A 20,444-nucleotide genomic window follows, 5' to 3' on the forward strand; every position below is an offset into this window, starting at 1 on the left:
TTGCTTTCCCGCCGCCGGCCGCCACCAGCCGGCGCAGCACAAGGGACCCCGGTGCTCCGCGCGTTCGCCTCTAGTCGGCGCTCGCCTTCGTGAGGGCCACGGCGGTCACCGGCTGCAACTCGCCGTGCAGATGCACCAGTCCGTCTCCGTGCGCGCCCGCCCGGGTGTGTTCCACGGCGCCGACGACCAGGTGATGGTCTCCGAGTCTGATCCGGTCGTACCGGGAGCAGACCAGCCATGACAGGCAGTCGTCGAGCAGCGGGACTCCGTGCGGACCGGTGTGCCAGCGGGTCGGCGGCGCGAAGCGGTCGATGCCGGAGGTCGCGAAACGCCGCGCCGTCTCTCTCTGATCCCCGCCCAGGATCTGGATCCCGAACCACTGACAGTCCTTGATCCGGGCCCAGGTGGAAGACGCGTCGGCCAGAGCGAAGGAGATCAGCGCGGGTTCCGTACTGATCGAGGTCAGTGACGTGATGGTCACTCCGGCGGGGCCCGCCGCGTCGGCGGCGGTCAGCACCGCGACCCCTGAGGCGTAGGGCCGCAGGGCGGTGCGCAAGGCCGTTCCTTCCACCGTCGCGGCCGGGCCGCGGGGCGCGCTCACCGCCTGGCCCTCCGGTCGGCGGGGACGAGAGCTGAGCCGGCCCATGTCACTCCCCCTCACGCTGTGGATCGATACGGACCGGGCGCAGCGCGACGGCAGCGACCACGGCGACGAACAGCAGAATCCCCGCCCCGGTGAGCACCGCGACCTGGAGCCCGTCCGTGAACGCCTCGATGCTGCCCCGTTCGAGCGCCTCGCCGGCCGGCGCGGGCAGAGTCCTGGCGACCTCCAGCGCAGCCTGCAGCGTGCCGCGGGCCGCCTCACCCGCCTCGGCCGACAGCTGTGCGGGCATGACGTCCTCCACCTCGCGGCGGTACACCGTCAGTGCGATGCTCCCGAGCATCGCGATGCCGATGGCGCCGCCGAACTCGTTGCTCGTCTCCGACAGCGCGGAGGCGGACCCGGCTCGCTCCGGCGGAGCGGTCGCGACGACGACGTCGGTGGCCAGCAGCACGACCATGCCCACGCCGCAGGTCATGATGCTGCTGCCGACGACAATGACGGCCAGGCCGCTGTCGGCTGTGACCAGGCTCATCACGGCAAAGCCCACGGCGGCGATGGTGAGGCCGGTGCAGACGGTGAACGCGGGTCGGATCCGCTGGGCCAGCACACCGGCCAGGGTGAGTCCGAGGAACAGCGTGGCGATCGCGGGCAGTTGCCACATCGAGGCGACGAGCGGCCGCAGCCCCAGTACCGACAACGCGTACTGCGAGCTCAGCATCATCATGCCGAGCATCGCGAGCTGCACCACCGTGGTGGTGACGATTGCGGTGCTGAACGCCCGGTCGCGGAAGAGCCGGGTGTCGATGAGGGGGTCGCGCGAGCGGCGCTGGCGGTGGATGAACAGCGCACCGACCGCGAGTCCCAGGACGACCGAAGCAACCGACGTCCCGTCGAGGTGGCCCTCGGCGAACTTCTTCGCGCCGTAGACCACGGGCAGCACAGCGGCCAGGGACAGGCCCGCGCTGAACAGGTCGAACCGTTCCGGGCTGGGGCTGCGGAACTCCGGGAGCAGAATAGGCCCGAGGACGAGTACCAGCAGCATCACCGGCACGTTGATGAGAAACACCGAGCCCCACCAGAAGTGCTCCAGCAGCACGCCCGCGGTGATGGGGCCGAGCATCGCACCAGCGGCGAACCCTGCGGTCCACAGCCCGACAGCCGCCCGGCGCTGCCCCTCGTCGTGGAACATGTTCCGGATCAGCGACAGCGTCGACGGCGCGAGTGTCGCTCCCGCGACTCCCAGCAACGCCCTGCTCGCGATGAGGAGTTCGGGGCTGCTCGAATAGGCCGCGAGGACGGAGGCCACACCGAACCCGGCCGCACCGAACAACAGCAGTCTGCGCCGTCCGATCCTGTCGCCCAGCGCCCCCATCGTGATGAGCAGCCCGGCGAGCAGGAATCCGTAGATGTCCATCATCCACAGCACCTCGGAGGTACTGGGGGTGAGATCGGCCGACACGAACGGCACCGCGTAGAAAAGCACGCTGATGTCCATCGCCACGAGGACACAGCACAGCACGATCACCACGAGGCCGAGCCACTCCTCGTACGTGGCCCTGACCGGAGGTGTTTCGGTGCTGGGGGCCGTCGGCGCGCCCGATGCCCCAGTCACCTCCGTTCGCCGCCGGTGATCGCCGCGTTGAGTGCGGGGGACGCCGACGCGGTACAGGTCGTGCCCGGCGACGGAACGCGTCCGGTCACGAGGTACTCGGCCTCATGGCCGCGCGCGCACGCGGAGTTGAGGATGCCGGTGTGACCGTCCCCCTCGACGGTGAGCAGGCTGCTGCCGTCGACCTTCGTCGCGAGCCGCTGCGCCCACAGATGCGGAGTCGCCGCGTCGAAGCGGGTGTTGACGAGCAGAATCGGCGGCGCGCCGCGGACCTTCAGCGGGGCGGGCGGGTTGGCGGGCTTCACCGGCCAGCCGGCGCAGCCGCTGGTCCAGTCCCAGAATTCCGAGTAGCGCCAGGTGTGCGGAGCCACCGATCGCAGGTGCGCGGACTGCACGGCCATGTCGAGGAAGCCGCGGGTGTTGGGCGCGAAGTCGTGGCAGCCAACGGCCCGGTATGCCTTGTATTCCGGCTGCAGGAACGACGCGGGGGTCACCAGGCCCGTGGCGTCGGCGTCGCCGGCGGGTCCCGCCGCCTGCGCGAGCGCACCGGCGAGGAGGGGCCACGCGGACGGCTGGGTCAGGAAGGTGTACGCGCCGTTGGCGAGCTCCTCGGCGGTGGCGTTTCGGCCGAGGTCGGAGGCGGGGATGCCCGAAACTTCGGCCGCCTTCATGACGGTGTCGTACGTCGCGAGCACGTCGGCGCCGCGCAGCACGCACTGTTCGTCCGTCTGGCACCAGTCGGCGAAGCGCCGCAGTGCCTTCTCGGTGGCACGTGCCTCGTCGACCGCGGCGAGGCGCGCGGGCCTGCTGTGGTCGACGACTCCGTCGAGCACCATGGTCCGTACCCGGTCGGGGTGGCGCTGGGCGTAGAGCGAGCCGATCTCCGTGCCGTACGACAGGCCCAGCCATGAGATCTTCTTCGCCCCGAGAGCCGTGCGAAGGGCCTCGACGTCGGAGACGACACTGCCGGTGTCGACGTGGTCGATCAGCGGTCCGGTCGCTTCGCGGCAGGCCACTCCCGCCTTCTGGTTGAAGCGCTTGAGCTGGTGGAAGGCGGCCGGAGTGCGAGGGAAGGAGCTCACGGCGGAGTCGTGCAGCGGCTCCGGGCAGGTGATGGGAGTGCTCTGGCCGACGCCCCGCGGATCGAAGCCGATCACGTCGAACCGCTGGCGCAGGGGTGCGAACTCGGGGGCGGCGGACAGCAGGTCGCTGTAGGCCACCGCCGCCACGCCCGAACCGCCCGGGCCACCCGGATTGAACAGCAGCGGGCCGATCCGGTTCGCCGGGTCCAGCGCGGGCAGCTTCGACAGCGCCAGGGTGATCTTCCTCCCGTTCGGCTTCGCCCAGTCCAGCGGCACCTCCACCGCCGCGCACTGGGCGCCGGGCACCGAGCCCTCGCCGCAGTCCGCCCAGTCGATCCCGGCCGCGCCGGCGGCACTCTCCTCCTGGGGCCGGTCCTGCGCCTGGGCCAGGCCGGGCATGACCACTGCGAGGGCCATGGTGCTGCCTGCGGCGACCATCCCCCGGACGCGGCGGGACCACCGCGCTCGATGTTCCGACATGTCAGATTCCTTCACTGTTTCCGGATCTCGACCCGGTAGGGGCTCGATGGACGCCGTGCTGGTTCCGGCCCGTCACGGTGTCCGTGCGACGACCGCGATGAGGGAGCTGCCGGCAGGCGACGGGAGCCTGCGGGTCAGCCAGTGGTCGATGCGGCTCAGCCGGTACATCAGCTGGTTGACGGGTGCTGCGGGGGCCTTCACGAAATGGCTGTACTCCGAGGTCGCCGCCTTGAAGAACAGCCTGCGCAGGAACAGCGGCAGGACCGTCCACGCGTAGTAGTACCGAATCTCCAGCACCCGCAGCCCGGCGGATTCCAGCGCCACACGCAGGGACGCGCGGGTGTAGCGGCGGAAGTGGCCGCTGAGTTCGTCGAACTCGCTCCACAGAGCCATGAGCGCGGGCACCGTGATGACGGCGCGGCCGTCGGGTCCGAGCAGGGAGGCGACCCGGCGCAGCGCCGCGTCCTGGTCGTCGATGTGTTCGAGCACATCGAGCATCAGCACCAGGTCGTGGTCGGCGCCGCGCGGCCGTCCCTGCGCGAAGTCGGCGACCTCGATACGGTCGCGCACCGGCGAGTCGGGGGCCACGAGCACACGGTCCGGCTCGATCCCCTCGACGTCACCGAAGGGCTCCAGCCGTCGCCAGATGAACCCGTCGCCGCAGCCGACGTCGAGGACCTTCGCCCGCCGGCCCTTCCACCGGCCGTGCTTGCGGACGTAGTGCAGCACCTGGTGTTCGCGGGCGCGCCACCACCAGTGCGTGCGGTAGATCTCGCCGTAGACGCCGCTGTAGCCGGCGTCCATGAGGGTCGAGTCCACGGTCGAGTCGGCCGTCACGTCGCCGTGGTCCTGAGTGGCCGGGTCCACGCTCATCACACCTACTCCGTGGGGTCTGCCTGGCCGCCCTCGCGGGAGACCAGGTGGTGGCGCTCGAGTTCACGTTCGGAGCCACGCAGCGAGACGATCTCCTCGAAACTCGGCATCGCCGGTTCACCCTCACCGGGGATCAGACTGCGGGTCACGTCCACCAGCAGTTGCTTGAGTGCCACCGGGTTGCGCAGCAGGGCATGACCGGAGACGGCGACCTCGACGACGTTGTCCTGGTCGAGACCGGCCGACTCGAACGCCTTGCGCACATCGGCGATGTCCACCCAGTCGTCGTCGGCGGCGACGAAGTTGCGCACCGGGATGTCGAGCACGGACAGGGCATCGGTCGTGGCCGACAGCTCCCACCAGTTGACGACCCTGGTCTCCGCGACGATGGGACGCGGGTCGACGGAGTGCTTGTCGATCTGCACCCGAGGGGGTAGGTCATCCAGCTCCCAGTCGAGGTAGTCGGTGTCGAGAACCTTCAGCAGTGTCTGCCGGCCGTTCACCACGCCAAGCATCAACGCGATGTTGTCGGCGCACTGGCGGTCCGCGGCGAACTGCACCACGGGCAGCGCCGAGAGACTGGTGGCGACCATCGAGACCGCCTCGACCCCCTCGCGTTCGAGCGCCGTGTCGACGACCGCGGTGAGGGCTTCCATCAGCTCGGTGACGGAGTAGTCGACGATCTCGCCGTCACTGAGCCCGACATGGTCGAGCGCGTCGAAGCGGTACACCGTGGCACCGTTGTACGTCAGCATCAGCGCGAGCACGCCGGCGCTGCGCATGCGCTGGCCGAACCCCGGCGCCATGATCACGACCGGCCCGGTGGCGCCGTCGTCCGCCGGACCGTCCCGCCACACCGCGACTGTCCGGCCGTCCTTCGTCCTCACGTCGAAACACTCTGTCGACATGACTCCCCCTCCTGTGAACCGTGTGCTGTTGGCTGTGTGTCGTGCTCGTCAGGTGGTCCGCACCGTCTCGGCCAGGCGCAGCGCACAGCCGTGGTGGGTGGACGTGCGCATCCTGCGGTGGATCTCGACCGTGGTGCCGCCTCGCCCGCAGGGGCAGACATCGGTCTGGGCGGATCCGAAGTCCTCCGCCAGCAGGAAGCACGGGTAGCTGCGCGCCGTCGGGTCCAGGTAGGACATCAGGCCCGTCTGCCCGTCGGGCACCGGGGACAGATCACGCGGGTCGCGGACGATGACCTCGACCCACGGCGGGACGTGCTTGCGGTGGTGCTCGCACTCGATGAACGCGGTGTTCAGCTCGACCTGGTTGAACACATCACGCACCTGCGACTGCGAATCCAGCCCGAAGGTGTCCACGGCAAGGGACCGCAGCTGTGCCGGGTCGAGCCGGCTGGACTCGTCCTTCTTCCAGCCGCCGCCGGTGATCACCGCCATCCGGTCGCCGGCGGACAGCTTCACACTGTTGTCCGACATGTGCCGCAGCAGCGCCGCCACGAACACCGGAGGGCCCGCCACGCACACGAACCGGCCGTCGGCCAGCGCGCCCTCCAGGTCCCGCACGACATCGTGAAGGCGCAGCACGCCCTCACTGACGTACGAGCGGGTGGAGGCGAACATCTCGACCAGCGTCATGATGTAGCTGATCCACACGCCGTCCGCCTCGCGCCGGTTGGGCCCGAGGTGGAACATCTCGCCGTCGTCGTCGAGGTCGATGTCGCCGTAGAGGTCGACCCAGATGTCGCCCTCGGGGCGCAGCGAACCCGCCAGCCGCTCCAGCGACGGCTCGTCACGCCAGACCATGCTGCGGGTCCCGCTGGTGCCGCTGGACTTGAAGACGTCGCAGTCCAGCGCCGGCACGCTGCGGACGTCGACGCGCTTGAACATCCGGGTGGGGAACTGCGGCACGTCAAGCAGCCCAGCGGGCTCGTCGAGGTCGGCGACGGCGAACCCTCGCGCCTCGGCGAACCTGCGGTAGTCCGCGTTGTGCTCCAGATGATGGGCGACGGCCGCGGTGATGAGCCGATGGCGCAGCGCGGCCTGGTCCGCGCTCGCCATCGACCACCAGTCGTCGTCCTCGAAGATCAGCCGGTCGAGTTCGGCGAACTCGGTGCCGATCAGCACGCCGGACAGCGGGTGCCCGGCATCGGTCCGGGTGACCATCAGGCGTCCTCGCTCGGCTTCCAGCCGATACGCGGCAGGACTTCCTCGGCGAACATGTTCATGTTCTCGAGGATCCGGTCGCGGTTGAGGGTGGCCTCCACGCCGAGCTGGAAGTTGCGCACCCCGGTGACCTCCATGGTGCGGCCGAGGCGGTCCACACACTCCTCCACGCTGCCCACGATGCTGTTCTCCAGCATGTAGTTGGTGAAGTCGGCGTTGGTGCGGTCGCCCCGGAGTGCGGCGGCCTGCCACTCGCCGTACTGGAACCGGTAGTTGGGCAGCTTCTGGAGCTGCTCCATGGTGAACGCGGCGTCGTCGTGCTCCTGCTCCCACCAGCACATGTGCTTCCAGATCTCGTCGTGCGCCTTCTGCGTGGTCTCGGCCACGTGGGCGACGGTGCACAGGGCGTGCGGCACGGTGGTGGGGTCGATGCCGTGGCTGTCAGCGGTCTCGTTGTAGAGGTCGATGATCCCGCGCATCGCCTCGTACGCACCGATGGCTGGCATGATCAGCGGAATACCGCGCGAGGCGGCCCACTCGATCGTCGACGGCGACTGACCCACGCCGTACATCGGCGGGCTCGGCTTGGTGTACTGGGTGGGGAACGGCGTCACGTCGGGGAGCGTGATCTCCTGGCCCTCCCACTTGGCGCTGCCGGTCTCCCAGATGCTGCGGATGATGTCGACGTACTCGGTCTGCAGGGTGTGCGACTTGGCCGGGTCGATGCCGAAGGCCTCGAAGTCCTTCGGGAAGTAACCGCGGCCCACGCCCAGGATGAACCGGCCGTGGCTGAGCTGGTCGAGCATGTTGGTCTGCTCGGCGATACGGATCGGATGGTCGAGCGGCAGGATGACCACCGCGGTACCGACCTTGATCTGCTTGGTCTTGCCGAGGACATAGCCCGCCATGGTGAGCGTGTTGGGGCACAGACCGTAGCGGGTGAAGTGGTGCTCCAGCAGCCACGCCGACTGGTAGCCGATCTTGTCGGCCTCGACGGCGAAGTCGATCGAGTAGTCGAAGACCTCCGTCTCGGTCCAGTGGTCGGGGTGGGCCGTCGTCAGCATCACGCCTACGTCCATCAGATTTCTCCTCTGTGTGGTGCGGTTTGGGAAACTTGGCGGTCGGCCGGAGGCCGTCACATGAGCAGGTCGCGCAGGCGCCGGTGCTCCAGGAACTCGGACTGGTCGATGGGGACGACCATGCCCTTGCCGTAGTTGAGCCTCGGGGCCTCGACGGCGACCATGCGGGTCATCATCTGGAGCGGCTGGAGGCCGTCGTGCGAGCCGCCGAGCCGGAAGAAGGGAGACAGGCCCGCCTCGACGAACCGACAGGCGCCGCGCCGGGCGAGCTCGTGGCGCAGCTGTTCGTGCAGCGACCAGGGAGCGAGGCCGATGGTCTGCACCGTCGGGTCGACCCACTGGGAGACCTCGGCCAGGTCGGCCACGGGGTGCACGAACACCGTGCGGGCGCTCGGGAGTTCGCTGACGGTGTCCGGTTCGGTGATCAGGATCGAGCCCCAGGAGCCGGTGCGGACGCGCTGCCCGAGGAACTGCTGGGCGGTGACCTCCATCGCTGCCTGCGCGGCCTCGTCGGCGGTCACCGAGGTACGCGGCAGCATCTCCTCGTAGCGCTCCAGCTCCTTCTGCAGCTGGTCGGCGAACTCCTCGGGCTCGGCGTCGGTGAACACCTGGTGGGTGGAGAAACAGGCGCGCTGCTCGTACATCGACGCGTCATGGGCAACGCCACGGGTGGCCCTCGCCATGTCGGCGTCCTTGCCGACGACGGTGAAGCTGCGCCGCGGGCCGTAGGGCACGACGATCGCCTCGGACGAGCAGTTCCGGTAGGCCGCGTTCACGGCCTCGGCCCCGCCCCAGGCGCAGATGACGTCGGCGCTGCCGATCAGCTGCCGGCCGAGGTCGCTGTCCCGCTCCCAGAACACCGCGCTCACGGACCTCGTCACCGGATGCGTGGGGTCGATGTCGGTGAAGCTCTGGGCCAGCGCGACGGCGGTGGCGGGCTCGCCGGCGGCGTACTTCAGCACCGAGGTGTTCTTGGTCAGGAGCGCGCGGATCAGGGAGACCGTGGTCGAGTACGGAACGTTGCCGGGCAGGATGTGGACGCTGCGGCCCCGCGGATAGGCGCGCACCTCGGCGTCCTCGCGGGGGATCCAGCGGTCCATGATCTGCCGGTGGCCGAGCTCGACGGCCACCATGTCGTGCAACTGCGCGTGCGCGCGCAGGGTCGCCGAGATCAGGTCGGCCTCGGCGTCGGCCATCTGCTGGGAGTAGCCGTGCATCCGCTTGAGTTCGCGGACGTAGAGCCTGCGGCGGGCGTACTCCTCGTTGTTCCAGAGGTGGCCGATGCGGTTGAGGTAGGCGACGATCTCCTGCAACGGGGTCTCGGCGAGGTCGGTCGGCGGGTTTTCCAGCCGTTCGACGAGCGCCGGGGTCAGCCGCGGGACGGCTGACTTCGCGCCGTTGGGGAATTCGAGGATGCGGGGGTCGCCGTCGGGCTCGATGCGCTCACCCCACACCATGAACGGGTGGGCCTTCACCTTCGTCGGCGCCGGCAGTACCACGTGACCGGTCACGAGCGGTCACACCTCCTTCGACTGGCTGATGTGTGTGTCCCAGGTCCCGCGCAGCACGCTGAAGGCCTCCGCCGCGGCGGTGTCGGCGTGTGCGCCGAACAGTTCGGCCTGCAGACCGATGGCCTTCAGTGAGCGCGGGTGCGGGAAGTCCCGCAGCTCCGAGGCGTAGCAGCGCATCGCGTCGAGCTTGAGCGCAAGCGTGTCGCTGATGTCGCTGTAGAGGGCGGGCACGAACGGTTGGCGTCCCGCGTAGCCCGCGTCGGTGGCCGACAGGGTGGAGAAGCCGAGCAGCCAGCGCACCGGACTCACATGCGGCCGGCACGCGATCATGCAGGCGCGGGCGGTGAGTTCGTGGTCGATGTTGAGGTCGCCGCTGTGGTGGGTGTAGACGGTGTGCGGGGCAAGCCGTTCGACCACGTCGCCGACCCGCTGCGCCAGGGTGAGCAACGGATATGTGTCGAGCTGGTTGTCGGCGAGGTCGAGCCGGTGCACCCCGGCGGCGCCCAGGACCGCGCAGGACGCGGCCGTCTCCCCGGCCGACAGCACCGCGCTGCCCTCGGGGTCGGGATCGTCCGCCCGTGACGTCTTGCCCTCGGCGAGGATCAGTACGTGCACCTCGTCGCCGGCCTTCGCGTGCCGGGCCAGCGTGCCGCCGGGGCCGATGACTTCGTCGTCGGGGTGCGCGACAACGGCGAGCACCGTGCTCATACGGGGGTCCCCCTGACGATGTCGGCGCTCTCCGGTCCGCAGTTCATCAACAGGTCCAGCACCGACAGATGCGAGTGGAAGCCGTTGCCCGCCTGCGGATACACCGGGTGCGCGTAGTGGAAGTACTCGATCCGGATGCCGTCCAGGCCGTCCGTGTCCAGGTAGTTGACCGCCTGGGGTCCCGCGACGAACGCGTCGGCGCCGAACCGCTTGCACAGCAGCGGAATGATCGTCTGACGGTCGAACGCCGGCAGGTCCAGTTGTGAGATCCGGTGCACCGGACTGTCGATCTTCAGATGCTCCAGGCAGTAGTCGATGAACGGGAGGCACACCTCGTTGAGCGTGGTGAACTCCGTGGCGTAGTAGGACTCCAGGAACTCGGCGTGGGCCCGGAAGTGGGGCGCACGGCGGTAGGCCATCTGGACGGCCTTCCAGTGCCTGCGACGCCAGCCGTCGTCGGCCAGGCGCACCTCGTCGATGGGCCGTTCGGCCCGCAGGTCCTCGTGGGCGAGGGGAATGGTCAGGAGCAGGTCGCCGCCCGGGCCGCCGATCCTGTTGCGGTTGAGCATGTTGCGCCGGCCGATCCGGCTGCGGTCGTGCAGGACGAACAGATCCGCTCTGGCGATCTTGGCGAAGTAGCCGAGCCACGGCAGGTAGGCGGGCTGGTGCGCGCTGATGATCACCGTGACTCCCCCTTCGGCCACTCGACGACACGGGCGACGGCCGCGTACGCCCCCCAGCCCGCCTTGAACCTCTCCTGGCCGTCGCCGGCCGCCGCCCCGAGGTCGACCGTGCCGATACCGCGGTCGGCGAGCGCCGTGAGCGCCGACCAGAACGCCAGATGACCGGCGTTGAGCTGCCGGCCCCGCTCGGAGGTCAGCTGCAGAAGGTGGAACGCGCCCGCCCCGCCCACCGCGAACACCGATGCGGCCTGCACTCCTTCACCGTCGGAGGCCACGGTGGTGACGGTGTGGTGGTCGCCGTCGGCGAGAAAGTCCAGGTCGGCCGCGGTCGCGGCCGACCGGACGCCGTTGCGTTCCAGCGTCTGGTGCCGCAACCGCACCAGGTCGGCCCGCTGCTCGGGCACCGCGGCCGACGCCACGAGGCCCTGCGTACCCGCCCGGCGCACTGCCGTACGGGAGCTGCCCCTGGCGGCTTTCCACACCGCGTCGGCCCCTGGGGTGAGATCGAGGAGGTAGGTGCTGCCGCCGGGCCCGGTGGGCCAGTGTCCGAGCTGCCGCTCCAGGCCCGGGCAGGCGCCCTCGGGCGGCAGCAGGGTCGACAGATGGGTCAGCCCCTGTTCCCGGCATACGGTCTCGGCCAGCTCGCCGAAGCCGGGCAGCTCCCCCCGCCAGTTTGCGGACACGGCCACCGAGCCGTAGCCGAAGCAGCCGATCTGTGCCCGTCGGCCTTTCACGCACAGCGGCAGCAGCACCTCCCCGGCCCGTCCCCAGCCCACCGCCGTCGGCACGAACCGGAAGTCCGGCGCGTCCGCCAGCCCGAGTGTGAGCCAGCGCCTGCGAGCGAACGGCAGCTCCTCGCGCGACTCGGCCAGCCGTGCGTCCCAGGCGGACTCCGCCACCACCGAAACGGTGTGCCTCTCCCGCAGATCAGTCACGGTGCGCCTCCTGGTCCCGCACCGACCGGTCGGCCGCGATGATCGCCCTGCCCAGCAGTCGGGCGGTGAGCCGCGGCTGCGGCTGCTTGGCCACCGTCAGCACGCGCGGCCACAGGGATTCCGCGCGGTCCATCGCACCGGCCGCGAAGTCCGCGTAGGGAGCGAGCTTGTGCAGCGGGTAGTAGTTCCAGGTGCTGGACACCCCGTGCTCCGCCAGTGCGGACGCGAACCGGAACCGCTGACCGGGACGCCGGAACAGCAGCTCGATCCCCGGCCCCAGATCGGGGTCCGCGGCGACCGGCGCACAGGTCGTCAGCTCTCCGGTGACCATCGTGCGGACTCGCTCGTGGGTGGCCGCGGCCTCGTCGGCTGCCTCCGCGGAGGTCTCCCACAGTGCGGCCGCCGCGGCCACTTCCCAGCGGGACGGGGAGTCTTGGCGGACGGTGCCCACCTCGGCCGGCAGATGGTCGGCCTTCGTGTGCGACCAGCCCGGCGTACGGGACTGCGCACGCTGGAGGGCCGCGCGGGCCGGGCCGGGCGCGTGTGCCATCAGCCGCGATCCCACCGCCCGTCGCAGCGGGGCCAGTGCGCCTCGCCGTCGCAGTGTTCCGGGGTCGGCGACAGGAGCCGAGGTCAGGAGGGCTCCCCCGCCGATACCGCCGAGTTGTTTGCCCTCGCCGAAGCTCAGCACGATGGGGCAGTTCGTCCGGCGGAACCGGCCCAGCACCCGGGGCGAGACGCCGGCCTGGGCCAGATCGAGCACCACGGTGCCGCCGAGCGTCTCGATACGGCCCGCGTGGCACCACTCGTTCAGCCCGAGGGCGTTGGTGAGCACGACGGCGCGACCGCTCAGGTCCACCGAGTCGAACGCGGGCCCGTCAGCGGCGTCGGCGTCGACCAGCACAGGCCGGGCGCCCGCCGCGAGTACGGCGTCCGCCACCGCGGGGCAGTTGAAGGTCGACAGCACGACCTCGGCAGCACCGGTCTGCCGCACGGCGAGTTCGAGCGCGGCCCTACCGGTGGCGGTCAGCACGCACCGGTCCCGTCCCGCCTGCTCGCGCAGCCGCGCGGCGAGGCCCGCCCTCGCGTATTGGGGCCTCGCGGCGGCGCGCGCCGTCGCGGCAAGGCGACCCGCGGTCATACGGGACGGGTGGAGGTAGCCGACCGGACGCCGCGGCACCGGCGCGTACCACAGGTCGGACTCCGCCTGGTCGGACTCTGCCTGGTCGTGGATCACGGCTGACGTTCACCCACCGCGTCGGCCGTCCACTGCGGCCAGTCGGTGCGCTCCAGGCGCAGCGGGACCTCTCCGCAGCCACCGCGCACCCACTCGATCGTCTCCCGCAGTCCTGCCTCGAAGTCACGCGCCGGCCGGTAACCCAGCAGGGTGCGGGCCTTCGTCAGGTCGGGCTTGCGCGACTGGATGTCCGGGCCGGTGTGCGCGATGTGCCGGATCTCGGCCCCGGTGCCGCTGAGTTCACGGGTCAGCGTCGCGAGTTCGGACACGGTCACGTCGTTCGTCTCGTCACCGATGTTGAAAGCCTCACCGGCCGCCTCGGGCGCGTGCAGGCAGCGGATCAGACCGGCGGCGAAGTCCTCGGCGTGGCACCACGCCCGCGACTGCGAGCCATCGCCGTGCACCGTGATCGGCTGCCCGGCCACGGCCTGAGCCGCCAGGACTCCGACGGCGTACGCGCCGGTCCGCAGCGGGCCGTACACGTTGAACGGCCGCACGATCGAGAAGGGCAGGCCGTCCTCGGTACCCCAGGCCGCGGTCATCGACTCGGCGGTGACCTTGCTGACGGCGTAGGACCAGCGCGGGTCGTCGGAACGGACCGACAGCCACTCGCCCTCCTCGGCGCCCTTGGCGTCGCTGCCGTACACCTCACTGGTACTCAGCAGCAGGAAGCGGCGCATGTTCGGGTTGCGGGCGGCGTAGTCCAGAGCGACGGCGGTGCCGTCGATGTTGACCCGCAGGGTCTCCCGGGGTGCGCTGCGGACCTTGTTCACGCCCAGGAGGGCGGCGGCGTGCACGACGTAGTCGGCCTCACCGAACCGGTCGAGCGACCCGCGCTCGGTGATGTCGGCTTTGCCGGTCTCGACGCCCGAGTGGCCGAGCAGCCCGGACAGCCAGGCGGGGGTGCCCTCCGGCTCGCGGTTGTCGACCAGGACCACCCGGTGTCCCGACCGGACCAGGCCGGCGGCGACCCAGGTCGCCAGAAAACCGAAGCCGCCAGTGATCAGAGTGCGCGGCGCGGTGTGCTGATTGCTCATGACCTGCCCCTCGGTTGAGTCGACCCGTGCACGATGTCGGTGACGACACCGATGACCCGGTCGCAGTCGTCATCGGTCATCCCGCGCCACAGCGGCAGCGAGACCAGTCCGGGGAAGGCGGCATCCATGGCCTTGAAGTCCGTCGTCAGCCTCGGCTCGTTCTCCGCGAACGCGGGCAGCCGGTGCAGGGGTGTGTAGTGCACCTGGCACCTGATCCGCCGGTCGAAGAACGCGGCCAGCAGGTCCTTCTTGGACAGGCCGAGGCCCTCGACGTCGAACACCACGGGAAACAGGTGGTGCGCGGATCCGGCACGTCGCCCCTCGGGCACGGCCCGTACGTAGGGCAGACCGTCCAGGGCATCGTGATAGCGCGCGGCGAGCCGGGCACGCGCGAGCCGGGACTCCTCCGCCCTGCCCGCCTGCACCGCTCCGACCGCCGCGTTGAACTCCGACAGGCGCAGATTCATCCCCGGTGCCTCGATGGTGTACGGCCAGGGACCGTGGTCGCCCATGTGTTCCTCCACCGGCGCCATGTTGTGGTTGCGCGCCAGGCGCAGCTGCCGCAGCAGGCCCGCGTCCGTCGTACTGACCGCGCCGCCTTCTCCGGCGGCGATCGGCTTGGTCGGGTGGAAGCTGAAGTACGCGGCGACCGATGCCGGCCACGATCCCACCGGGCGTACGCCGTCGTAGGTGCCCCCGACCGCGTGGCAGGCGTCCTCGACGAGATCCGCTCCGTAGCGCTCGCACCGCGCCGTCAGCGCGACCATGTCCGCGCAGTGGCCGGCGTAGTGCACCGGCAAAACCACGATCCTGGCGTAGTCGCCGTGCACCCGCTCCAGCAGCTCACCGAGACTCTCGGGACAGAGGGTGAGGTCCTCCGGGGAGACGTCGCAGAGCGCGACGTCCCAGCCGAGCAGTCGGGCCGACGCCGGTCCGGCGGCGAAGTTGAGTGTCGGCGACACCAGGAGCTTGGGCCCGGTCACTGCGCGCCCCAGTGCGTGCAGCAGCGCGAACACCGCGCTGGTCCCGCTGGACAGGGTGACCGTGGGGGCGCCGGTGAGCCGCTCCAGTTCCTCCTCGAAGCGCGCCACCTGGCTGCCGTTGGTCCAGAACCCGGACTCCAACGTCGCCATCAGGGCGTGCGCTTCCTCGGCGTCCCAGTGGGGGCGGGCGTAGGGCAGGTCAGCCTCGGTCATCGCCCCTCCCCCCGCAGTCGACCCGCTCGGCGAGGCCGGGGACGGAGGACAGCCATTCGTAGGTCACCCAGCAGTTCTTTCGGTCCTCGTAGTCGTCCTCCTGCACCTCGAAGACGACTCCGACCTCGTCGCTGTGGGAGGCTGCCGCGTCGAGTGCGACGGCGAGCATGCCGGCGAGCAGGTCGGGCGCGATGTCGCCGTGCTGCGGCGGCACGCCTTCGACGCACTGGTCGGGCCAGGTCGGCATGGCATGTCCGGAGAATGACGCGAAGTGCAGATGCCTGACGGGCAGCGCCGGGAGGTCGAACGGGCCCACCGGGTCCGGGCGTTGCTCCAGTCGCGCCATCGCGGTCAGCGTCGTGTACGACACCGCCCAGTGGCATACGTCCCAGGTCACCCCGACCCGGTCCGAGCCCAGTTCGGCGAGGGGCTCGAAGTCGGCCGGCCGTACGAAGACCGAGTCGAAGTCGATGCCCTGCGCACCGATGACGGGCATGTTCTCCATGCCGATCCACACCGGCGAGTCGCCGAGATACTCGTCGAGTTCGGCGACCCGCTCCACAACCCTGGCCCGCGCGCCGGGCAGATCGAATGCAGGCCAGTCGGCCAGCTGGACGAACTGGTTCGCGTGCAGGACGACACCGAGCGCACCCACGTCTGCGGCCAGGTCGCAGAACCGGCGGAGTCTGTCGTACACGGCGCGGTCGCCGACCCAGTCGGCGTTCTCCGTCGGGAAGTGCAGGGTCAGCCGCCGGGCGCCGACGTCGGACGCGTGGCGCAGGTTCGCGCCGAGCACGCGCCACTGGTCCTCGTTCTCGATGTCGCAGCCGTCGAAGACGTACGCCTCGAGGCCACCGAGTTCGCGGGCCCAGCGCGTTTCGATCTGCTCGCGCCGCAGCCCGTCGAAGGTGAGCCGCAGCGTCGCCGGGGCGCTGGTCACAACTGCTCGACCTCCGCCGCGTTGAGCATGCCCCGGCAGTCGAAGATCAGGTTCGCCGAGGCGAGCACCGTCTCGTAGTCGATCTCCTGGTGGTCCGTGACCAGCAGCACGGCGTCGGCCGCGCGGCACTCGGCCGCGGTGAGTTCGACGGCGGTGAAAGCGTCCGCGTCCATGTCGATGCCCAGCCACGGGTCGGTGACCTTGACCGTGGTGCCCATGCTGACGAGTTCGGCGCCGATGGCGAACGCGGGTGAGTTGCGCGAATCGGCAACGCCCGACTTGAAGGCGACGCCGAGGATGAGCACAGTGGCGCCGTCCAGGGTCTTGCCCTGCTGCTCCAGCGACGCGGACAGCCGCTGCATCACATGGCGTGGCATCGAGTCGTTGATCTCGGCCGCCGCATGGAGCAGTGCGCTCTTGTGTCCGGCCGAGTTCAGCGCGTGGTTGAGGTAGTGCACATTGTTGGGCAGACAGTGCCCGCCGACGCCGGGGCCGTGGTGGAAGGGCATGAACCCGAACGGCTTGGTCGACGCCGCGGAGATCACCTCGCGCAGGCTGATGTCCATCTCCGACGTCGCCTTGCTCAGCTCATTGACGAAGGCGATGTTCAGGTAGCGGAAGGTGTTCTCGAGCAGCTTGGTGAACTCCGCCACCTCGCAGCTGGAGACCGGCACGACCTCCTTGAAGACCGTGCCGTAGAAGCTCCGGATCGCTTCGAGGGCCTGCTCGCCGAGCCCCGACACCAGCTTGGGTACATCGCCGAGCACGCCCTCGCGTCCGGGGTCGACCCGGTCCGGGCTGTAGGCGAAGAACACGTCGACACCCGACGTGAGGCCGGAGAGCCGCTCAAAGAGGGGCGCGACGTGCCTGCGCAGGGCGCCGGGGTAGACCGTCGACTCGATCACGATGAGCGCACCCGGCGCGGCAACGGCGGCTATCTGCGCCAACGCCCTGTCGACATACGTCAGATCAGGTGTCTTGTCCTCGGTGAGCGGAGTGGGCGTGGAGATCAGATAGACATCGACCTCCGGCACGTCGGCCAGGTCGGACACCGGCACATAGCGCCCGCTCGCGGTCTCCCTGCGCAGTTCCTCGTCGGCGACGTCGACGATGTACGACCGGCACGCCCGCAGTGAGTCGAACCGGACCGGATCGATCTCGACCGCGTACAAGGTGTGACCGGAGGACGCTATGGCGATGGAAAGCGGCAAACCCACGTATCCCTGCCCGATAGCCGCGACTCGCACGTTCCCCTCCTTTCGTCGTAAGCCGTTGTGGCAGCACTCGGACCAGGACATGCCGACGGCACTGTCCGATGGTGGAAGGACTGGATGGAACTGATGCTCAGATCTGCTCGGGGGCCGCCGCTTCGCCTTCGAAGATCGGCAGCGCCTTGGTGGCCACCTGCAGTGAGCGCCGGTTGAACCGCGCGGCAGCGACCACCGACCCCAGCGACACCGCCGCCGTCACGGCGGCGGCCGTTCGCGCGGCTCGCGATACGGTGCGGGCGCCGGCCAGGCTGGCGAGCACCCCGCCCACCAGGCCGAAGCGGCTCAGCACCCCGGTCAGGGCCAGCGAACCCACGGCCTCCTCGACATGACCGCGCAAACCCAGCCGGGAGTCGTCCCGGTAGCTCTTGGGTTTGACGTACGTGACCGTGCGCATCTCGAGACCGAGCGCGGCCATGATCGCTCCGACGTTGCCCTTCGTGAACGTCAGGTGGCCCAGCCGGCGGGCGACGTCCTGACGCATCACGAAGAAGGAACTCGCACCGTGCGGAATCGGGTGCCGGCCGAACCGGGTCTCCAGGAAGTAGAACACCGCTTGGCCGACCAGCAGCCGGGTGGGATCGTCGCGCTTGCGGGTGGAGGTCACACCGAACACCGCGGCGACCTCCGGGCCCGCGTGTTCGAGGGCCGCGACCAGCCGCGACACCTCCTCGGGGGGCGTCTGCATGTCGGCGTCGAGCACACACACCATCGCTCCGCGCGCGGCGATCATGCCCGCCTTGCTGGACGCGGGCTGCCCGCAGTTGGGACGGAGCTGCACCCACCGGAACTCCGGTGTCGTGGCGCGCAGTTCGGCGAGAACACGGGCCGTGGAGTCCGTGCTGCCGTCGTCCACCGCGAGCACCTCGAAGGAGCGGCCCCAGTTCTTGCCGGCCTTCACCGCCCGCTCCACGGCCTCCCTGGCGATGTCCTCCTCGTTGTACATGGGGATGACGAAGCTGAGGTCCACGCCGTCGGCGGTGTCGGTCAGCTGCTCGTCGAGTGTCCGGCTCATGACTTCCCTAGGGTCGTGGTCGCTTCTGGCGCTCTCCGTCATCAGCGGGACCGCTTGAAACTGATCATCATCTGGGCGGTGGGGGCGAACCGGGCGCGCAGGAAGTCCACTCCGGCGAAGAACGCGGTCAGCGGCTCGTACACCCAGTTCGTATAGGCCGGCTTCTCCCGGCTGACCTTGATCCAGCCCCGGTCGCTGAGCCACGCCATGACACTGATCGCCCACTGGGGCGCGCCCTGCGTGTAGTAGCTGTCGGACTTGGTGAGGCCCACCTGGGAGCCGAGCCGGGCGAGACCTGGCTCGGTGAACAGCACGAAGTGCCGGGGACAGTGCAGCCCGCCCCAGTTGCGGTGCCGGAAGATGCGGGCGTCGACAGTGGCGGTGTTCGGCGTCTTCATCAGGAGCACACCGTCCTCCGAGAGGAGTCCCGCCATGGTGGCCATGACCTTCCGCGGATCGGGCACGTGCTCGATGATGCTCATCATCAGGATCAGGTCGAAGGGCTCGTCGGAGGTGAACTCCTCGATGGGCATGCAGTGGTAGACATGGCCCGCCGCCTCGGCAAGCGGCGCGGCCGCGGCCTGGAGGTCGACCTCATGGGTCTCCACCACACGGTCGTCCACCCGGCGCACATTGGTGAGCAGCCAGCCGGACCCGCCGCCGACGTCGAGGACCCTCAGCTTTTCGCCGGGAATTCCCTTCAGCACCTTCGACAGCATGCGGCCGTCGAGCTTCTCCTTGATCCGCTCGGTGAAAGTCGTCGACTCTACGATTCCGCCGTACGAATAGTAGTTGGTCGGATAGATGAAATCGAGGCGGTCTGCCGGCGGGGAATCCAGATAGACAGCGGTGCACGACGGACAGAGCGCATAGCTGTACTCCTCGTCGCTGGTGAAGTACTCCTTGTCGTACGCCTTGGCGAACAACTCGACGGCGGTCTCCCCGCATACGGGGCAGGCCATCAATGTTTCAGCCACGACGAGCCTCCGTTATCAGCGTCCTGACGGCCGCGCCGTATCCGGTGCGGCTTGCCTCCATGTCGGCGGCAAGCGGGGTGCGCAAGAAGAACAGCGCCATATCCGCGAAGCGGGTGTAAGAGATCGCCGGGTCCCAGTGATGCAGCAGGTGCTGGTTGAAGCCGGCCGAGCCGAAGGTGCGCGACACCGGCCCCGTACCGAACATGCGGTTCACCGGGCCGTGCAGTTCCACCGAGAAATCGACGTCGCACGGGGCGTCGAGGTGGCGGTGTTCGACGATCGTCCGGATGGTCGCGAGGAGCGGGAACACGGCGCCGACAGCGATGATCCAGGTCAGCGCCCCGAGGTACGCACCGGCGACGACGAGCCCGGCCAGGATCGCCGCGTGCACGGCGAACGAGCGCAACGACGCCAGCAGTCCGCTGGTTGTACGGCTGGACTTCTTGCGCGGCTCACTGAGCTCTCGCTTGCGCAGCAGGACCTCCAGCACATGGATCCCGGTGACCGCCTTGAGCATGTTCAGCACGGAAAGGCACAAGTGGTAGGTGGTCTCCGTGTCCTCGTGGTCGCCCAGGTGCGCGTGGTGGGCCATGTGCGTATAGCGGTAGTTGACGGTGGTGGACCCGTAGAGGATCCACACGAACCAGTCGCCCAGGCTGTCGTTGGTCCTGCGGCGTGGCGCCAGGTTGGAGTGCGCCGCCTCGTGGCCGAAGAGGAACAGCGAGTGCAGCCAGAAGCCGGTCCAGCAGGCCGCGGTCGCCACCAGCAGGACATCTGCCCAGACGGGCCACGACGTTGGCGCGAGCGCGACGACGAGGACGCCGACAGCCAGGAACAGATAGCACAGACCGATGTCGCGCCACACGATCCCGAAGCGCGGACGCAATGTCTTGCGGTAGTCGACCCACCGCACCCCGTCCTCGGAGACGATCGACGGTAAGTGCGGGGATCCGGGATTCCCTCTCCCCCGAGTCTCGCCTCTTGCTGACTCCATAACTGATTCCCCGGTTAGTCCTAGGCCTGTTGAGCGGACCGAAGCATCGATCCGCACGCACGGCAACTTCCCCAATTCATCCCGAGCCTG

At 69.5% G+C, this 20,444-nt stretch carries 19 protein-coding genes; all 19 read right to left on the reverse strand.

All coding sequences use genetic code 11. The annotated features are described in order from the left end of the window. Nucleotides 1-70: 70 nt before the first annotated feature. The 19 genes from ABTX78_RS19045 to ABTX78_RS19135 all read right to left on the reverse strand — a co-directional run bounded on the left by ABTX78_RS19045 (nucleotide 71) and on the right by ABTX78_RS19135 (nucleotide 20,273). Nucleotides 71-556 carry a flavin reductase family protein gene (locus ABTX78_RS19045; protein WP_352207927.1) on the reverse strand — a complete coding sequence of 162 codons (486 nt, stop codon included), beginning with the start codon at nucleotides 554-556 and terminating at the stop codon, nucleotides 71-73. A gap of 91 nt (nucleotides 557-647) precedes the next feature. Next, nucleotides 648-2,216: an MFS transporter gene (locus ABTX78_RS19050; RefSeq protein ID WP_352207928.1), complete on the reverse strand. Its 1,569-nt coding sequence runs from the start codon at nucleotides 2,214-2,216 to the stop codon at nucleotides 648-650. Further along, nucleotides 2,213-3,775: an alpha/beta hydrolase gene (locus ABTX78_RS19055; RefSeq protein WP_352207929.1), complete on the reverse strand. Its 1,563-nt coding sequence runs from the start codon at nucleotides 3,773-3,775 to the stop codon at nucleotides 2,213-2,215. The genes ABTX78_RS19050 and ABTX78_RS19055 overlap by 4 nt, the downstream gene beginning before the upstream one ends. Nucleotides 3,776-3,847: 72 nt before the next feature. Next, complete coding sequence (locus ABTX78_RS19060; RefSeq protein WP_352207930.1) at nucleotides 3,848-4,648, reverse strand: class I SAM-dependent methyltransferase; 801 nt, start codon at nucleotides 4,646-4,648, stop codon at nucleotides 3,848-3,850. A gap of 5 nt (nucleotides 4,649-4,653) precedes the next feature. Next, entirely contained in the window at nucleotides 4,654-5,556 is a 903-nt protein-coding gene (locus tag ABTX78_RS19065) for an alpha/beta hydrolase family protein (protein ID WP_352207931.1), read from the reverse strand. Nucleotides 5,557-5,604: 48 nt separating this feature from the next. Further along, nucleotides 5,605-6,774, reverse strand: coding sequence for a LuxE/PaaK family acyltransferase (locus tag ABTX78_RS19070; protein ID WP_352207932.1), 1,170 nt, complete (start codon nucleotides 6,772-6,774; stop codon nucleotides 5,605-5,607). Beyond that, on the reverse strand, nucleotides 6,774-7,853 hold the full coding sequence (locus ABTX78_RS19075) for an LLM class flavin-dependent oxidoreductase (protein WP_352207933.1): 1,080 nt from the start codon (nucleotides 7,851-7,853) through the stop codon (nucleotides 6,774-6,776). Before ABTX78_RS19075 ends, ABTX78_RS19070 begins: the two co-directional genes overlap by 1 nt. Before the next feature lie 56 nt (nucleotides 7,854-7,909). Further along, complete coding sequence (locus ABTX78_RS19080; RefSeq protein ID WP_352207934.1) at nucleotides 7,910-9,364, reverse strand: aldehyde dehydrogenase family protein; 1,455 nt, start codon at nucleotides 9,362-9,364, stop codon at nucleotides 7,910-7,912. Nucleotides 9,365-9,370: 6 nt separating this feature from the next. Further along, nucleotides 9,371-10,072, reverse strand: a complete 702-nt coding sequence (locus ABTX78_RS19085; protein WP_352207935.1) for a PIG-L deacetylase family protein — start codon at nucleotides 10,070-10,072, stop codon at nucleotides 9,371-9,373. Further along, the gene (locus ABTX78_RS19090; RefSeq protein ID WP_352207936.1) at nucleotides 10,069-10,755 is read right to left on the reverse strand and encodes a WbqC family protein; all 687 of its coding nucleotides are present in this window, start codon (nucleotides 10,753-10,755) and stop codon (nucleotides 10,069-10,071) included. The genes ABTX78_RS19085 and ABTX78_RS19090 overlap by 4 nt, the downstream gene beginning before the upstream one ends. Further along, nucleotides 10,752-11,690, reverse strand: a complete 939-nt coding sequence (locus ABTX78_RS19095; protein ID WP_352207937.1) for a GNAT family N-acetyltransferase — start codon at nucleotides 11,688-11,690, stop codon at nucleotides 10,752-10,754. Before ABTX78_RS19095 ends, ABTX78_RS19090 begins: the two co-directional genes overlap by 4 nt. Beyond that, on the reverse strand, nucleotides 11,683-12,927 hold the full coding sequence (locus ABTX78_RS19100; RefSeq protein ID WP_352207938.1) for a DegT/DnrJ/EryC1/StrS family aminotransferase: 1,245 nt from the start codon (nucleotides 12,925-12,927) through the stop codon (nucleotides 11,683-11,685). The genes ABTX78_RS19095 and ABTX78_RS19100 overlap by 8 nt, the downstream gene beginning before the upstream one ends. Next, entirely contained in the window at nucleotides 12,924-13,964 is a 1,041-nt protein-coding gene (locus tag ABTX78_RS19105; protein WP_352207939.1) for an NAD-dependent epimerase/dehydratase family protein, read from the reverse strand. Before ABTX78_RS19105 ends, ABTX78_RS19100 begins: the two co-directional genes overlap by 4 nt. Next, nucleotides 13,961-15,160 (reverse strand): DegT/DnrJ/EryC1/StrS family aminotransferase, encoded by a 1,200-nt coding sequence (locus ABTX78_RS19110; RefSeq protein WP_352207940.1) that lies wholly within the window; start codon nucleotides 15,158-15,160, stop codon nucleotides 13,961-13,963. The genes ABTX78_RS19105 and ABTX78_RS19110 overlap by 4 nt, the downstream gene beginning before the upstream one ends. Continuing rightward, entirely contained in the window at nucleotides 15,147-16,100 is a 954-nt protein-coding gene (locus ABTX78_RS19115) for a sugar phosphate isomerase/epimerase family protein (RefSeq protein ID WP_352207941.1), read from the reverse strand. Before ABTX78_RS19115 ends, ABTX78_RS19110 begins: the two co-directional genes overlap by 14 nt. Beyond that, nucleotides 16,097-17,347: a nucleotide sugar dehydrogenase gene (locus tag ABTX78_RS19120; RefSeq protein ID WP_352207942.1), complete on the reverse strand. Its 1,251-nt coding sequence runs from the start codon at nucleotides 17,345-17,347 to the stop codon at nucleotides 16,097-16,099. The genes ABTX78_RS19115 and ABTX78_RS19120 overlap by 4 nt, the downstream gene beginning before the upstream one ends. Nucleotides 17,348-17,444: 97 nt before the next feature. After that, complete coding sequence (locus ABTX78_RS19125; RefSeq protein WP_352207943.1) at nucleotides 17,445-18,383, reverse strand: glycosyltransferase; 939 nt, start codon at nucleotides 18,381-18,383, stop codon at nucleotides 17,445-17,447. A 41-nt stretch (nucleotides 18,384-18,424) separates the two neighbouring features. Next, nucleotides 18,425-19,360 carry a class I SAM-dependent methyltransferase gene (locus ABTX78_RS19130; protein WP_352207944.1) on the reverse strand — a complete coding sequence of 312 codons (936 nt, stop codon included), beginning with the start codon at nucleotides 19,358-19,360 and terminating at the stop codon, nucleotides 18,425-18,427. After that, nucleotides 19,353-20,273, reverse strand: coding sequence for a fatty acid desaturase family protein (locus ABTX78_RS19135; RefSeq protein WP_352207945.1), 921 nt, complete (start codon nucleotides 20,271-20,273; stop codon nucleotides 19,353-19,355). The genes ABTX78_RS19130 and ABTX78_RS19135 overlap by 8 nt, the downstream gene beginning before the upstream one ends. Between the last annotated feature and the right edge of the window lie 171 nt (nucleotides 20,274-20,444).

The sequence above is a fragment of the Streptomyces sp. NPDC096193 genome (genome assembly GCF_040302905.1).
Lineage (GTDB): Bacteria > Actinomycetota > Actinomycetes > Streptomycetales > Streptomycetaceae > Streptomyces.